This is a genomic window from Sphingopyxis sp. CCNWLW2, from assembly GCF_037095755.1.
GTDB lineage: Bacteria > Pseudomonadota > Alphaproteobacteria > Sphingomonadales > Sphingomonadaceae > Sphingopyxis.
Map to the genome: position 1 here is coordinate 582,808 of NZ_JBAWKJ010000001.1, position 15,787 is coordinate 598,594.

The following is a 15,787-nucleotide window of genomic DNA, read 5'->3' on the forward strand; positions in this document are numbered from 1 at the left end:
AAATTTAGGCTGCCAGCACCCGCGCCATCAGCCTTTCCTCCTTCGCAATCCACGTCGCAATGCTCGGCCGCGACAGGATCGCCTCGCTCCACGCCGCGATCTTCGGATGCGTCGCCGGATCGATGCATGCGCCGCAATGACGCAGGTTCATCAGCGGTGATGCCACCGCGAGGTCGGCGAGCGTCAGCCGGTCGCCGACGAGAAACCCCGACGCCGGGATCGCGCTTTCAAGATAGGCGAGCAGCTTGGGCAATTCCTCGCCTTCCGCCTGCACCGCCGCGGCCAGATCGCCTTCGCGTCCGAGGAATTTCGGCGCGACGATCCGGTTGAAAAACATCTTGCCGCTGCATGCGGCAAACACCGTATCGCCGAACTCCTCCCACCAGATCACCCGGCCGCGCGTCTGCGGATCGGCGGGGATCAGTGCGGGTTCGGGATATTTCGCCTCGACATATTGGATGATCGCGCTCGAATCGGCGAGCAGGAAGCCGTCATCGTCCATCGCGGGCATCTTGCCGAGCGGCGAGGCGGCGCGAAACCCCGGGTCGGGATCGCCGATCCCGACGCCCTGCAGCTCGAAATCTATCCCCTTTTCGCCAAGATATGCCAGCAATTTGCGCACGAACGGCGACACCACCGACCCGTAAATGATCATCGCACTTCTCCCATTCTATATGCGGCATCATAGGCAATGGGTTTTCGCTTGCAACCGGCCAGCGATGGGGCCGAACCGGCACGAAATTTACTTGCTATCAGCCCTTCCGCATGAAACATCTGAGTATGGAGGGGGGCGCTGCTACGGCAGCCATCAGGCAGGACAAGATAATGCGCCCTTCAACCTGGGCAGATCGGCTGTTGGCGCTGCTGGTCCGCTTCGTCGGGCTGGTTATCCTGCTTGCGACCATCGTCGCGGCCAGCGCCAGCTTCCTCTATAATCAGGCCGAAGAAGCCGATCAGGCCGAACGCGTCGCGGCGCAGTTCAACATGCGGCTGCGCGACCATGTCGCGATCCTCGAAGGCGTGCGCGCGCTCTACCAGTCCGACGCCGCCGCAAGCGGCCCCGGCATCCGCGCCTATCTGGGCGCGCTCCAGCCACAGGTCCATGCCCCGGGGATGGAGGGCATCGGCATCGCCGCCGCGATGCGCGCGGGTACGCCGGCCGCGATCGAGACGCGGCTGCGCGAAAATTACGGCGAGAATATCAAGGTGTGGGGCGAGACCGACCAGCCCGTCGGCTTTCCCGTCATCCTCCTCGAGCCCTATACGCCGCGCCGCAATGTCGCGCTGGGCTTCGACATGTACAGCGAGCCGGTGCGGCGCGCGGCGATGCGACGTGCCTGGCAGACCGGGCGCCCTGCCGCGAGCGGCATCGTCCATCTCGCGCAGGAACGGGCGGCAAAGGTCAAGCAGCGAGGCTTTCTCATCTACCTCCCCGTCTACACCCGCGGGTCGGACCCGGGGGTGATGGGCAATGCGGCGACGGCGCCCGGCACCCGGCCGGTCGAGGCGTTCGTCTACGCTCCTTTTCGCATCAACGACATGATGAAGGCCGTGCTCGGATCGCAGCTCGACAAGATCGACGGGCTCGAAATCCGCGCCGGCGCCGGTCCCTCGGCACCGGTCGTTTTCCGCCACGGCAAGATGGGCTGGGACGCGCAGGAACAGGTGCTGCGTATCGCCGATCGGCAATGGACGATGCACATCTCCTACGGCCGCATCCTCGAGCGGTTGGGGCGCCCGCTCGGCATCTTCATCTTCGGCGTCGCGCTTGCGCTGCTCGCGACCCAGCTTCACCGCGTCCAGCGACGCCGCATCAACGCGTTTCAGGCACTCGCCGCGCAAAGGGCGCGCCACGCCGAAGACCGGGAATTGATGATCGGCGAGATGGCGCACCGGATGAAAAACGCCTTCGCGCGCATCGGTGCGCTCGCGCGCATCACGCTGCGCGAATCCGAAAGCCTCGAGGACTTCGAAGCGAAGTTCGATGGGCGCATGCGCGCGCTCTCGGACGCCAAGCAGATGCTCGTCACCGGTGCGGTCGACAGCGTCGATCTGGGACGAATCGTCCACCGCGAGCTTGAGCTTGCCGGTCGCTCGCCCGAACAGCTCGCCGCGATCACGGGCCCCAACGTCCGCCTCGACGACGAGGGCGCACAGGCGCTTTCGCTCGCGGTCCACGAATTCGTCACCAACAGCATCAAATATGGTGCGCTGGCGGGCATGGGCAACCTCGCGGTCAGCTGGCACCGCGACGGGGGCGACATCCAGCTCGACTGGGTTGAAAGCAACCTTGCCGAAACCCCGCACATCGACTGCGAGAGCTTCGGCACTCAGTTCATCCGCACCCTGATCGAACGCCAGCTCAAGGGCAGTTGGCAGCGCACCGCGGTTGACAACCGCCTCTCCATCGTCATTCGCTGGCCGGACAATGCCCCGAACGACTGACGACCCCTGGCAGATCTGGATCGACCGCGGCGGCACCTTCACCGACGTCGTCGCGCGCAGCCCCGACGGCGCCGTCGTCACCACCAAATATCTCAGCGAAGACCCCGCGCGCCCCGGCGACGCCGCGGTCAATGCGATCCGCGATCTGACGGGCGCGGGCGCGCTCCCGCCGCTCGCGATCCGCATGGGCAGCACGGTCGCGACCAACGCGCTCCTCGAACGCAAGGGCGAACCGACCCTGCTCGCGATCACGCGGGGCTTCGGCGACGCGCTGACGATCGGCTATCAGGACCGCCCCGAGCTTTTCGCGCGGCGGCTCGACCGCATCCCGCCACCCCATGCCGCGGTCGCCGAAGTCATCGAACGCGTCGGCCCCGAGGGCGATGTGCTGACCCCGCTCGACGAGGAGCAGGCACGCGCCGCGCTGCAAGCCGCGCGCGACGATGGCCTGACCAGCATCGCGATCGTACTGATGCACGGTTACCGCTATCCGGCACACGAACAGCGGCTCGCCGATATCGCCCGCGAGCTCGGCTTCACCCAGATCTCAACCAGCCACGACGTCAGCGCGCTGATCAAGCTGATCGGGCGCGGCGACACGACGCTCGCCGACGCCTATCTCTCGCCCGTGCTCCACCATTATGTCCGGCAATTCGTCGCGCAGCTTGGCGAAGGCGTCGACCCGCAGTTTATGAAAAGCTCGGGCGGCCTCGCCTCGGCATCCGCCTTTCATGGCCGCGATGCGATCCTCTCGGGCCCCGCGGGCGGGATCGTCGGCATGGTCGGCAGCGCCGCGCCCTTGGGCAAAACCCGCCTCATCGGCTTCGACATGGGCGGCACCTCGACCGACGTCAGCCATTATGCCGGCCGGCTCGAGCGCGATAATGAGACGATCGTCGCGGGCACGCGCATCCGCGCGCCGATGCTGCGTATCCACACCGTCGCGGCCGGTGGCGGCTCGATCTGCCACTGGGACGGCGCGCGCCTGCTCGTCGGCCCCGAAAGCGCGGGCGCCAATCCCGGCCCCGCTGCCTATGGTCGCGGCGGGCCGCTGACGGTGACCGACTGCAACATCCTGCTCGGCAAAATCCAGCCCGACCATTTCCCCAAGCTCTTCGGCCCGAACGGCGACCAGCCGCTCGACCGCGATATTGTGGTGGAGAAGTTCGCCGCCATGGCCGCCGAGGTCGGCAACATCGCCCCGAAAGCACTCGCCGAGGGCCTGCTCGCGATCGCGGTCCAGCAAATGGCAAACGCGATCAAGCGTATCACCATCGCGCGCGGCCACGACGTGACGCAAGGCTACAGCCTTGTCGGCTTCGGCGGCGCCGCGGGCCAGCATGTCTGCCTCGTCGCCGACGCGCTCGGGGTCGACGAGATATTGCTCCACCCGCTCGCGGGGGTGCTCTCGGCCTTTGGCATGGGCCTCGCCAGGCTATCGGCGATCCGCGAGCGCACGCTGGCGCTCAAACTCGACGCGCATTGCGCCGCTGCCCTCACAGCAACCGAAACCGAGCTGTCGGATCAAGCCCGCACCGATCTCGCCCCCGATGCCGCGACAACGCGCGAAACCCTGCTCTTCGTCCGCCTCGCCGACAGCGACAACGCGATCGAACTCCCGCTCGCCCCGCCTGCCGAGGTCGCTGAGGCCTTCGCCGCCGCCTTCCGCCAGCGCTTCGGTTACGCCCCGCACGCCAACCTCGTCGTCGACCGCATCCGCGTCGAACTGACCGAGGCGGGCGATGCTTCTACAGCACTGTCCTTGCCCGCGCCGATCACCGGCCCCCAACCCGAAATCGTCACCGCATGGCTCGCGGGCGGCGAGCATCGGGTCCCGCTCCATCAACGCAGCGCCCTCGCCCCCGGCCGCACCATCGCTGGTCCCGCGATCATCATCGACGCGCTTTCGACGACGATCGTCGAGCCCGGCTGGGGCGCCGAGGTCCAAAGCGAAGGCACATTGCTCCTCGCCCGTACGCGAGCGACCGGAATGCAAATCGTCTCGCGCGACGACCTGACCACCCCCGACCCCATCCGCCTCGAAATCTTCAACAGCCTGTTCATGGCGATCGCCGAGGAAATGGGCGGCGCGCTCCAGCACAGCGCCTCGTCGATCAACATCCGCGAGCGGCTCGACTTCTCGTGCGCGATCTTCGACGGCGAGGGACGACTCGTCGCGAACGCCCCGCACATGCCGGTACATCTCGGCTCGATGGGCGAGAGCGTCCGCACCATCCTGCGCCAGCGTACCCACGACGGCCGCGGCATCCGGCGCGGCGACGCCTATGCCCTCAACGCCCCCTATGACGGCGGCACGCACCTGCCCGACATCACCGTCATCATGCCGGTGTTCGTGGAGGGTAACGAACCAAGCTTCTTCGTCGCCGCGCGCGGCCACCACGCCGACCTCGGCGGCATCGCCCCCGGCTCGATGCCGCCCGACAGCCGCAGCATCGAGGACGAGGGCATTCTCTTCGACAATATGCTCATCGTCGACGACGGCCATTTCCTCGACGCTGCCGTCGCGTCGCACCTCGTCGATAGCGCCTGGCCCGCGCGCAACCCTGCACTTAACATCGCCGACCTGAAAGCCCAGGTCGCCGCCTGCCAGCGCGGCGCCAGCGCGCTCGTCGACCTCTCGGCCGCGCACGGCACCGCCACCGTCGCCGCCTATATGGCGCACGGCCAGCGACAGGCCGAGGCCGCCGTCCGCCAGCTGATCGCGCGCCTCGACGACGGCGCCTTCCGTTACGCAATGGACAATGGCGCCAAGGTTGCCGTCGCGGTCAAAGTCGACCGGACGGCGCGCCACGTCACGATCGACTTCACCGGCTCGTCCGCCACCCTCCCCGACAATTTCAACGCGCCGATGCCCGTCGTCCGCGCCGCAGTCCTCTATGTCCTGCGAACGATGCTCGACGACCCGATCCCGATGAACGAGGGCTGCCTCGCCCCCGTCACGCTGATCGTGCCCGACAATTCGATGCTGTCCCCGACCTATCCCGCCGCGGTCGTCGCGGGCAATGTCGAGACGAGCCAGGTCATCACCGACGCGCTGTTCGCCGCCTTCGGCGCGATGGCGCCCGCACAGGGCACGATGAACAATTTCACCTTCGGAAACGAAACACACCAATATTATGAGACGATCGCCGGCGGCTCGGGCGCGGGCCCGGGCTTCGACGGCACCAGCGTCATTCAGACGCATATGACCAACAGCCGCATGACCGATCCCGAAGTGATGGAAACGCGCTTCCCCGTCATCGTCGAGGAATTTTCGATCCGCAAAGGCTCGGGCGGTGCGGGCCGCTGGCACGGCGGCGATGGCGCCACCCGCCGCATCCGTTTCCGCGAGCCGATGGCGGCGAACATTCTCGCCAATCGTCGCCAGATCGCGCCAAAGGGTCTCGCGGGGGGCGCCGACGCCGCACCGGGCCGCAACTGGGTCGAACGCGCCGATGGCCGCACCGAAACCCTCGTCGCGACCGGCAGCGCCGACCTCGCCGCCGGCGACGCCTTCGTGATCGAAACGCCCGGCGGCGGCGGCTACGGGAAATCAGGGGAGAGATAATTTGGCGACAGCGCGGTCTACCCCACGCGGGGATGACGGGATGAAGGGGTATCAATCATGCTCGTGCTGATCGGCATCCTGATCATCATCGCGGGCTTCCTGCTCCGCTTCAATCCGCTGCTCGTCATCATGGCCTCGGCGCTCGCGACCGGCCTCGCCGCGGGGCTCGACATCGCCGCGATCATCGCGGCCTTCGGAAAGGCGTTCAACGACACGCGCTATGTCTCGATCGTCTGGATCGTGCTTCCAGTGATCGGCCTGCTCGAAGCCTATGGGTTGCAACAGCATGCGCGCAGCCTGATCGGCCGCATGAAGGGCGCAACGCTCGGCCGCCTGCTCGCCTCCTACCTGCTCCTCCGCCAGGCGATGGCGGCGGTCGGCCTTACCTCGGTCGCGGGGCACCCGCAGACGGTGCGCCCGCTCGTCGCCCCGATGGCCGAGGCGGCCGCCGAGGCACAGAATGCAGCGCTCAGCGACGACCAGCGTGAGGAGATCAAGGCCTTCTCCGCCGCGACCGACAATGTCGGCCTCTTCTTCGGCGAGGATATCTTCCTCGCGATCGGCTCGATCCTGCTGATGAAGGGGCTGCTCGAGGGCTATGGCTATGTCATCGAACCGCTGCACTTCTCGCTCTGGGCGATCCCGACCGCGATCGCGGCGTTCATCATCCATGGCTTCCGCCTCCGCCGCCTCGCAAAACGCATGATGAAACCGGAGGCGAGCGCATGATCACGCTCGGCTTCGTCTATGTCCTCGCGGGGCTCACCTTCGCGCTCTTCGCCGCGCTCGGCGTCGCCGACCACAGCAACCCAAAGCGTTTCGGCAATGCCGCCTTCTGGGGGCTGCTCGCGCTCTCGATGCTCGGCGGGGACTGGCTCGGCGACTTCGCCAATGGCCTGCTCGTACTCGCGCTCGTCGCGATCGCGGGCACCGGCCAGATCGGCCGTGCCCCCGGCGGCGAGGTGCCCGCTGACGAGCAAGCCGCACGCGCCGCGCGCTACGGGCCTTTCCTGCTCCTCGTCGCGCTGATCATCCCCGCAGTCGCGCTCGCGGGCACCTTCCTCTTCAAATGGGTGCCCGGCCTCGCCGACCCAAAGCAAGCGACGCTCATCTCGCTCGCGCTCGGCGTCCTGATCGCGCTCGCCGTCGGCATGGCCCGCCTCAAGCCCCCGATTCTGCTGCCCGCACAGCAGGGGCGCCGCTTGCTCGACGCGGTCGGCTGGGCCGCGATCCTGCCGCAGATGCTCGCCAGCCTCGGCGCAGTCTTCGCGCTCGCGGGCGTCGGCGAAATCGTCGGCGACCTCATCGGCGCCGCGATCCCGCATGGCAGCCTGTTCGGCGCCGTGCTCGCCTACGGGCTCGGCATGGCGTTTTTCACGATGGTGATGGGCAACGCCTTCGCCGCCTTTCCGGTGATGCTCGCCGCGATCGGCATGCCCTTGCTCATCATGCAATATGAAGGCGACCCCGCAGTCGTGGCGGCGATCGGCATGCTCGCGGGCTTCTGCGGCACGCTGATGACCCCGATGGCGGCGAACTTCAACCTCGTCCCCGCCGCCTTGCTCGAACTCAAAAACCCCTATGGCGTGATCAAGGCGCAAATCGGCACCGCGCTGCCCCTGCTCGCGGTGAACATCGTCTTCATCTGGCTTTTCGCATTCTAGCGCCCACCCCGAATTCCATTCGTGTCGAGCGAAGTCTAGACACCCCCGGGGAGCGCGTGACCGATGGGCATCTCGACTTCGCTCGATGCGAACGGATAAGGTAAGTTCATGCACCTCACCCCCGACCACGCCACCCGCTTCGCGACCGCGACCCTGTCGCACCTCGGCCGCGAATATCCGTACAAGATGGACCTCGTGCTGAACGGCCCCGAGGACGCAAAACCCCCGCGCGAGCATCATCCGATCTTCCACGGCAGTTTCGACTGGCACAGCTGCGTCCACGGCTGGTGGCAGATTCTCCGCCTCGCGCGCCGCTTCCCCGATCTGCCCATCGCCGCCGATATCCGCGCCCGCGCCGATGCGATGCTCGTCCCGGACAAGGTCGCGGGCGAGCTCGCTTTCCTGGGCCGCCCGATGTCGGCTGGCTTTGAGCGCCCCTATGGCTGGGGCTGGCTACTCGCGCTCCACGCCGAGTCCGAGTGCCACGACGCCCCGTGGGCGGCCGCGCTCGAACCACTCGCCGCCGCCTTCGCGGCGCGCTTCCACGCCTTTCTGCCCAAGCTCACCTATCCCTTGCGCGTCGGCACCCATTTCAACATCGCCTTCGCCCTCCTCCTCGCGCGCCACTGGGCCGAAACCCGCGACCCAGCTCTCGTCACTCTCATCGACATTCGCGCCCGCGACTGGTTCATCGGCGACCGCGACTGTCAGGCATGGGAGCCCGGCGGCGACGAATTCCTCTCCTCAGCGCTCACCGAAGCGCATCTGATAGCTGCCGTCCTCGGCGGCGATTTCCCCGGCTGGTTCGACGCCTTCCTGCCGCACGCGGCGCACCAACAGCCCGTCACCCTGTTCACCCCCGCCACCGTCTCCGACCGCAGCGACGGCAAGATCGCGCACCTTGACGGTCTCAATCTCAGCCGCGCGTGGAGCTGGCGCGCGATCGCCGCCACGCTCGGCCCGGCCCACCCCGTCACGCCCGTTGCCGAAGCCGCGGCCGAGCGCCATCTCTCCGCCGCGCTACCGCACGTCACCGGCGACTATATGGGCGAACATTGGCTCGCGAGCTTCGCTCTCCTTGCATTGAGCGGCCTCGCCGATTGACAAGCCCCGCCCTCGCGGCGAGAGACGGCGCAAGGGGAGAGAGAGGCCAAGGTGAACGGAAAGATGCTGCGTCCCACATCGTTCGACGTCGCCGAGCGCGCCGGCGTGTCGCAATCGACCGTTTCGCGTGCGCTCCGCAACAGCCCCGGCGTCAACGCCGAAACGCGCGCGCGCGTCTCTGCCGCGGCGCGCGAACTCGGCTATGTCGTCGACCGCCACGCCTCGTCGCTACGGCTGAAAAGCAGCGAAACGATCGCGCTCGTCACCATTTGCCGCCCTGGCGAGGATCGCAGCGCGATCAACCCCTTCTATTTCGCGCTACTCGGCAGCATCGCCGCCGCGACCTCGGCGCGCGGCTTCAACCTGCTTGTCTCGTTCCAGGAAAATCCCGACAATTTCCGCGCCGACTTCGTCGCCTCGGGGCTCGCCGACGCGATGATCGTCATCGGCACGACCAGCAACCGCGACGCGTGGAAATATTTCGCTGATGCGCAGGCGTCGGGGCTCGACTTCGTCTGCTGGGGCAGCCCGGGCAGCCCCTTCCACTGGATGCGCAGCGAAAATGACATCGGCGGGCAACTCGCCGCCGAACATTTCGTCGCCACCGGCCGCCGCCACATCGCCTTCGTCGGGCCGCAGCAGTCGCCGCAGCGCCAGTTCGACGAGCGCCGCGACGGCTTTTCGGCCGCGCTCGCCGCGCACGGCCTGACCGCGGTCGTGGCCGAACCACCCGCCGCCGCGGACCGCCACGCGCAGGGTGTCGCCGCGGTGCAAGCGCTGCTCGAAGCGCACCCCGACACCGATGCGATCTTCGCCGCCTCGGACATGCTCGCGCTCGGCGTGCTGCAGGGCCTCAAGGACGCGGGCCGCCGCGTACCCGAGGATGTCGCGCTGATCGGCTTCGACGGCATCCGCGCCGGCACCCTCGCCGACCCGGCTCTCACGACGCTCGAACCCGACCTCGACGCCGCGGGCGAGGCGCTCGTCGCGATGGCGCTCGAGGATGACGAACGCACGCGCAGCGGCACTCGCATCCCCGTCCATCTCGTGGTGCGCGGAACGGCTTGAACGTCCGGGCCTAAGCGCGTTACCGTGACTTAACTCCCCGAAAAGTAACGGCTCGTTATCTATGTACTGCTACCCCAGGGGGCGGGGGCAGAAAGCGGTAGTGTGAACGGACAATTTTTCATTTCGCTGCTCAATCCGGGCATCGGCCTGCTGTTCGCCATCGCCTTTTTCCTGCTCTGGCTGAACCGTCGCGAACGCTATGTCGCCTATGCCGCGGGCGCCTATACCGCCTCCGCCATCGCCTTCCTAATCCAGGACGTCGGCCCGGTGCTGCCGATGGAATTGCAGCGTCTGCCCGCCAACCTCGGCTTCCTCGCCACCGGTGTCCTGTTCGCCGCGGCGATCATCAAGCGCTACGGCCTGCCGATCCCCTGGCGCGCAATGGCGGTAACGACCGCGATCTCGATCTCCGTCTTCACCTGGTTCCTGCTCGTCCAGCCAAGCATCGCCGCGCGCATCCTGTCGATCAGCATCGGCGCGGGCCTCATCGCCGCGATGATCGTCAAGTCGCTCTGGCCGATCGAAAAACCCTATCTCATCGAACGCGTGCTGTTCTGGGTCGCGGCGATCTCGGCGCTCAACCTCATCATCCGCCCCATCGTGCTGCTCTCACTCGTCGGCGGCTTCGACAATTATGTCGGGTTCCAGCAGTCGGTTTACTGGACCACCGTCCAGTTCAGCCAGGCGATGGTGTCGATCGTCGCGGCGATCAGCCTGATGGTCGCGGTCGCGATCGACCAGATCGCCGAGCTCCGCCGCCAGGCCGACGACGACAATCTGTCGGGCCTGCTCAACCGTCGCGGATTCGAGGCGCAGGCGGGCGCGGCGCTCCGCCGCTGCATCGACGAGCATGCCCCCGTCGCGCTGATGATCGCCGACCTCGACCATTTCAAACGCGTCAACGACAATCACGGCCACGCGGTCGGCGACGCGATCATCGCCGCGTTCGGCGCGCATGTCCGCGCCATCGGCCCCGCCGACATGATCGCGGGCCGCATCGGCGGCGAGGAATTCGCGCTGCTCGTCCCCGGCGCGAGCATCGAGACGGCGCGCCAGCTCGCCGAGGCGGTCCGCACCGGGCTGCAGGCCGCGTGCGCCGACCGCATCCCGGAAAAACTCTGCCCGACCGCCAGCATCGGCCTCGCGATCGGCGCCCCCGGCACGACGCTCTCGGCGCTGATGCAGGAAGCCGACCAGGCGCTCTACGAAGCGAAGCGCACGGGGCGCAACCGCGTCCGCACCTTCACCCCCAAGCCGGTACGCCTCGCCGCGGGCGGAAGCTGAGCCGCCGCGCTATTTCCGGGGCTTCACCGCCACCACCTTGATCTCGACCACCGCGGTCGGCTCGTACAGCCGCGACACGCCGATCGCGGTCCACGTCGGAAAGGGCGCCTTCACATAATTGTTCTTCACCGCCGCAAATCCATCGATATGCGCGGCGAGGTCGGTGTGAAAGGTCGTGATGTCGACGACATCGTCCCAACTCGCCCCCGCGCGCGCCAGCGTCGCGGCGATCCCCTTGAAGGCGCGATCATATCCGGCCGCGAGGTCGGTCTCGCCCTTTGCCATTCCCGCGACTACGCCCGACAGATAAATGGTATCGCCCGCGATCACCGCATCGGCATAGCCTACCGCTTCCTGAAATGCGCGTCCCTGGGGGTGCTCGGACATGAGCACCTTGTCCGTCTCGCGCGCCGTCGCTGGCGCGGCGACCAGCCCCGCCGCCATCGCCGCCATCGCCGCCATCATCATCCTTCGCATGCACCGCACCCCCATTTCCAGCCCGTGGCACCGCGAGCCTGACAGCGGGCAGCCGCGATGGCTAGCCCCTAACGCCGGGCACGTATCACTCGCTGGGAACCCTCGCCTTGGTAAAACGTAGGTCCCCTATCCAGATAGGGACGGAGATTTATCGGTGAATATTCTGCATGTTACTTTCCTCGCTGCAACCGGAATCGCGCTCGCGGGCTGCGACGTCAGCGAGACGCCGTCGACACCGGACACGGCCACCGCGCCCGAATCGGGCGTCACGCGCGAAGCGGTCACCGCGCCGCAGGACGAAGCCCCCGTCGCGCGCATGCCCGCACAGGTCGCGATCCAGAGCCAGCCGGGCCCCGACGGATCACAGGTCGACCTGATGAAAGTTGCGGTCACCGGCGATATATTGACCGTGACGCTGCGCTGCTCGAGCGACGAAAAGATCAACAGCGAATCGTTCGACGTGCAAAAGATCAGCGTGATCGACGATGCGACGTCGCAGCGGCTGGGCGTGCTCAAGGACAATGCCGGCGAGTGGATGGCGTCGAACGTCAGCGGAAACAGCCTGAACACCGACTGCGAGATCAAGCCCGGCGTGATCTGGGCCAAATTCCCCGCGCCGCCCGCAACCAGCACGACCGTGTCGATCAACCTGCCCAAAGTCGGCCCGTTCGATGGGATACCGGTCACGCGATGATGCGGCTTGCCTCGCTGTCGATCGGCGCCGCGCTCCTCGCCGCCTGTTCACCGGACGGCGGCGGCAATGCCCCTGCCGACGATGCGGCCATGGGAGCGGGGACGACATCCGCCCCCGTCGCAGCCGCAGCCGACGCACAACCCACCACCGGGGGCGGACCGGGAAGCGCGATGGCGGGAACGGTCAGCGACCTGAAAGGCGACGTCAGCGGGCTGAACATTCGCGTCACCGCTACCGCCACAATCGTCGACCTGCCCGCCGACGCGCTGTTCGAATTCGACAGGGCCGATCTGACCCCCGGCGCCGAGGCCGAGTTGCGCAAGGCGGCCGAACTGATCCGCAAGGCGCCGACGGGCGCCATCGAAGTGATCGGCCATAGCGACGCTAAGGGCGACGACGCCTATAACCTGCGTCTGTCCGAAAAGCGGGCGCGGACCGTCGCCGACTGGTTCGCCGGCCAGGTCGGGGTGCGCCAGCGCACGTTCCGTGTGTCGGGCAAGGGCGAAACCGAGCCGATCGCGCCGAATCAAACCGCCGACGGAAAGGATGACGCCGCCGGCCGCGCCCGGAATCGCCGCGTCGAGGTGGTCCTGCCGCGATAGGGGTCTCCCCCACCCCCTTGCATTTCCCCACCCTCGGCGTAAGGCGGCGCCAACATAAACCCGCGCGTGCGACTCCCGTTGGCCCCGCTCTCCCGCTTTGCCACCGGACAGTCATCCCCCGCCGCGCCAACATGGGGACTGCAATCCTATGACGACCACGGGCAACGACACGCTTGGAACCCGCTCGACGCTGAGCGTCGGCGGCAAGAATTACGCCTATTATTCGCTCGACAAGGCCGCGGCACAGCTCGGCGACGTCTCGCGCCTGCCCTTCTCGATGAAGGTGCTGCTCGAAAACCTGCTGCGCTTCGAGGATGGCGGCTTCACCGTGTCGAAGGACGATGTGCAGGCGCTGGTCGACTGGCAGAAGGACCCGCACTCGAACCGCGAGATCCAGTATCGCCCGGCGCGCGTGCTGCTGCAGGATTTCACCGGTGTTCCCTGCGTCGTCGACCTCGCCGCGATGCGCGATGCGATCGCGACGCTCGGCGGCGACACGACGAAGATCAACCCGCTCGTCCCCGTCCACCTCGTCATCGACCATTCGGTGATGGTCGACGAATTCGGTCATCCGAAGGCGTTCGAGCAGAATGTCGAGATCGAATATTATCGCAACGGCGAACGTTACGACTTCCTGAAATGGGGGTCGAAGAGCCTGTCGAACTTCAAGGCGGTGCCCCCGGGCACCGGCATCTGTCACCAGGTCAATCTCGAGCATATCGCGCAGGCGGTGTGGTCGAGCGAGGATAGCGCGGGTGAAACCGTCGCCTATCCCGACACCTGCGTCGGCACCGACAGCCACACGACGATGATCAACGGGCTCGGCGTGCTCGGCTGGGGCGTCGGCGGGATCGAGGCCGAGGCCGCGATGCTCGGCCAGCCCGTGTCGATGCTCATCCCCGAAGTCGTCGGCTTCAAATTCACCGGCAAGCTGAAGGAAGGCGTCACCGCGACCGACCTCGTGCTCACCGCGACGCAGATGCTGCGCGCCAAGGGCGTCGTCGGCCGCTTCGTCGAATATTTCGGCCCCGGCCTCGCGTCGCTGAGCCTTGCCGACCGCGCGACGCTCGCGAACATGGCGCCCGAATATGGCGCAACGTGCGGCTTCTTCGGCGTCGACGACAAGACGCTCGATTACATGCGCCTGACCGGCCGCAGCGACGAGAATATCGCGCTGGTCGAAGCCTATGCCAAGGCGCAGGGGTTGTGGATCGTCGAGGGCGCCGCCGACCCGATCTTCACCGACACGCTCGAACTCGACCTTGGCAGCGTCGTCCCGTCGCTCGCCGGGCCGAAGCGTCCGCAGGACCGCGTCTCGCTCCCCGACGTCGACGATGTGTTCAACGCCGACATGGTCAACACCTATAAAAAGGCGCAGACGCGCGTGCCGGTCGAGGGCAGGGATTTCGACATCGGCGACGGCGACGTCACCATCGCCGCGATCACCAGCTGCACCAACACCTCGAACCCCGGCGTGCTCGTCGCCGCGGGTCTGGTCGCGAAGAAAGCCGACGCACTGGGGCTGAAGCCCAAGCCGTGGGTCAAGACCTCGCTCGCCCCGGGGTCGCAGGTCGTCACCGACTATCTCGAAAAGGCCGGGCTGCAGAAGCATCTCGACAATATCGGCTTCAACCTCGTCGGCTATGGCTGCACCACCTGCATCGGCAACTCGGGCCCGCTCGCCGAACCGATTTCGAAGGCGATCAACGAGAACGGCCTCGTCGCCGCGGCCGTGATTTCGGGCAACCGCAACTTCGAAGGCCGCGTGTCGCCCGACGTGCGCGCGAACTTCCTCGCTTCGCCGCCGCTCGTCGTCGCTTACGCGCTGAAGGGCACGGTGATCGAGGATTTCACCACCACCCCGATCGGACAGGACCAGCAGGGCAAGGACGTGTTCCTCGCCGACATCTGGCCGACCAATCTCGAAGTCGCCGATGCGGTGGCGGGTGCGGTGGACCGCGACATGTTCGAGGCGCGCTACGCCCATGTCTACAAGGGCGACGAGCATTGGCAGAAGATCGAGGTCGAAGGCTCGGATACGTACCAGTGGCGCGCCGGATCGACCTATGTCGCGAACCCGCCGTACTTCGAGGGCATGACGATGACCCCGGCGCCCGTGTCGGATATCATCGACGCCAAGCCGCTCGCGATCCTCGGCGACTCGATCACCACCGACCACATCTCGCCCGCGGGTTCGATCAAGGCGGACAGCCCGGCCGGCAAGTGGCTGATGGAACATCAGGTCGCCAAGGCCGACTTCAACAGCTACGGCGCCCGCCGCGGCCACCACGACGTGATGATGCGCGGCACCTTCGCCAACATCCGCATCAAGAATGAAATGGTCCCCGGCATCGAAGGCGGCATGTCGCGTTACGGCGCGGAGGTCATGCCGATCTATGACGCCGCGATGCGCCACAAGGCCGACGGCACGCCGCTCGTCGTCATCGCCGGTAAGGAATATGGCACCGGCTCGTCGCGCGACTGGGCGGCGAAGGGCACCAACCTGCTCGGTGTCCGCGCGGTGATCGTCGAAAGCTTCGAGCGCATCCACCGTTCGAACCTCGTCGGCATGGGCGTGCTGCCGCTGCAGTTCCAGGACGGCGACACGCGCGAGACGCTCGGCCTGACCGGCGACGACACCTTCACCATCACCGGCGTCGCCGACCTCAAGCCGCGCCAGACGGTCACGGTGAATGTCACGCGCGCCGACGGTTCGACCTTCAGCTTCGACACGCTCTGCCGCATCGATACGGCGAACGAGGTCGAATATTATATGAACGGCGGCATCCTGCATTATGTGCTGCGCAAGCTTGCCGCCTGACGCGGCCGACGCCTGATGCTAAAAGCGCCCGCCCCCTCACCGGGGCGGGCGTTTTCATTT

The 15,787-nt window shown here is 67.0% G+C and carries 12 protein-coding genes; 10 read left to right on the forward strand and 2 right to left on the reverse strand.

Features of this window, described 5'->3' with window-relative positions; translation table 11 throughout:
* Positions 1 to 4: 4 nt before the first annotated feature.
* Positions 5 to 655: a glutathione S-transferase family protein gene (locus V8J55_RS02670; RefSeq protein ID WP_336444264.1), complete on the reverse strand. Its 651-nt coding sequence runs from the start codon at positions 653 to 655 to the stop codon at positions 5 to 7.
* 170 nt (positions 656 to 825) lie between these two features.
* On the opposite strand from V8J55_RS02670, the gene V8J55_RS02675 reads away from it, so the two are divergent.
* The 7 genes from V8J55_RS02675 (at position 826) to V8J55_RS02705 (ending at position 11,133) form a co-directional block, all read left to right on the forward strand.
* Positions 826 to 2,445 carry a CHASE domain-containing protein gene (locus tag V8J55_RS02675; RefSeq protein WP_336444265.1) on the forward strand — a complete coding sequence of 540 codons (1,620 nt, stop codon included), beginning with the start codon at positions 826 to 828 and terminating at the stop codon, positions 2,443 to 2,445.
* Positions 2,429 to 6,013, forward strand: a complete 3,585-nt coding sequence (locus V8J55_RS02680) for a hydantoinase B/oxoprolinase family protein (RefSeq protein ID WP_336444266.1) — start codon at positions 2,429 to 2,431, stop codon at positions 6,011 to 6,013. The genes V8J55_RS02675 and V8J55_RS02680 overlap by 17 nt, the downstream gene beginning before the upstream one ends.
* A 57-nt stretch (positions 6,014 to 6,070) precedes the next feature.
* Positions 6,071 to 6,742 carry a DUF969 domain-containing protein gene (locus tag V8J55_RS02685; RefSeq protein WP_336444267.1) on the forward strand — a complete coding sequence of 224 codons (672 nt, stop codon included), beginning with the start codon at positions 6,071 to 6,073 and terminating at the stop codon, positions 6,740 to 6,742.
* Positions 6,739 to 7,677 carry a DUF979 domain-containing protein gene (locus V8J55_RS02690; protein WP_336444269.1) on the forward strand — a complete coding sequence of 313 codons (939 nt, stop codon included), beginning with the start codon at positions 6,739 to 6,741 and terminating at the stop codon, positions 7,675 to 7,677. The genes V8J55_RS02685 and V8J55_RS02690 overlap by 4 nt, the downstream gene beginning before the upstream one ends.
* A gap of 108 nt (positions 7,678 to 7,785) precedes the next feature.
* A complete protein-coding gene (locus V8J55_RS02695; protein WP_336444270.1) occupies positions 7,786 to 8,781 on the forward strand; it encodes a DUF2891 domain-containing protein in 996 nt (331 codons plus the stop codon).
* A 63-nt stretch (positions 8,782 to 8,844) separates the two neighbouring features.
* The gene (locus V8J55_RS02700; RefSeq protein ID WP_336444271.1) at positions 8,845 to 9,849 is read left to right on the forward strand and encodes a LacI family DNA-binding transcriptional regulator; all 1,005 of its coding nucleotides are present in this window, start codon (positions 8,845 to 8,847) and stop codon (positions 9,847 to 9,849) included.
* A 102-nt stretch (positions 9,850 to 9,951) separates the two neighbouring features.
* On the forward strand, positions 9,952 to 11,133 hold the full coding sequence (locus V8J55_RS02705) for a GGDEF domain-containing protein (RefSeq protein ID WP_336444272.1): 1,182 nt from the start codon (positions 9,952 to 9,954) through the stop codon (positions 11,131 to 11,133).
* 9 nt (positions 11,134 to 11,142) lie between these two features.
* Here V8J55_RS02705 and V8J55_RS02710 read toward each other — a convergent pair whose 3' ends face one another.
* Positions 11,143 to 11,610: a RidA family protein gene (locus V8J55_RS02710; RefSeq protein WP_336444273.1), complete on the reverse strand. Its 468-nt coding sequence runs from the start codon at positions 11,608 to 11,610 to the stop codon at positions 11,143 to 11,145.
* Positions 11,611 to 11,764: 154 nt separating this feature from the next.
* On the opposite strand from V8J55_RS02710, the gene V8J55_RS02715 reads away from it, so the two are divergent.
* The 3 genes from V8J55_RS02715 (at position 11,765) to acnA (ending at position 15,727) form a co-directional block, all read left to right on the forward strand.
* Positions 11,765 to 12,304, forward strand: a complete 540-nt coding sequence (locus V8J55_RS02715; RefSeq protein ID WP_336444274.1) for a hypothetical protein — start codon at positions 11,765 to 11,767, stop codon at positions 12,302 to 12,304.
* Positions 12,301 to 12,906 carry an OmpA family protein gene (locus tag V8J55_RS02720; RefSeq protein WP_336444275.1) on the forward strand — a complete coding sequence of 202 codons (606 nt, stop codon included), beginning with the start codon at positions 12,301 to 12,303 and terminating at the stop codon, positions 12,904 to 12,906. The genes V8J55_RS02715 and V8J55_RS02720 overlap by 4 nt, the downstream gene beginning before the upstream one ends.
* A gap of 148 nt (positions 12,907 to 13,054) precedes the next feature.
* Positions 13,055 to 15,727 (forward strand): aconitate hydratase AcnA, encoded by a 2,673-nt coding sequence (acnA, locus tag V8J55_RS02725; protein ID WP_336444276.1) that lies wholly within the window; start codon positions 13,055 to 13,057, stop codon positions 15,725 to 15,727.
* The last annotated feature ends 60 nt before the right edge of the window (positions 15,728 to 15,787 follow it).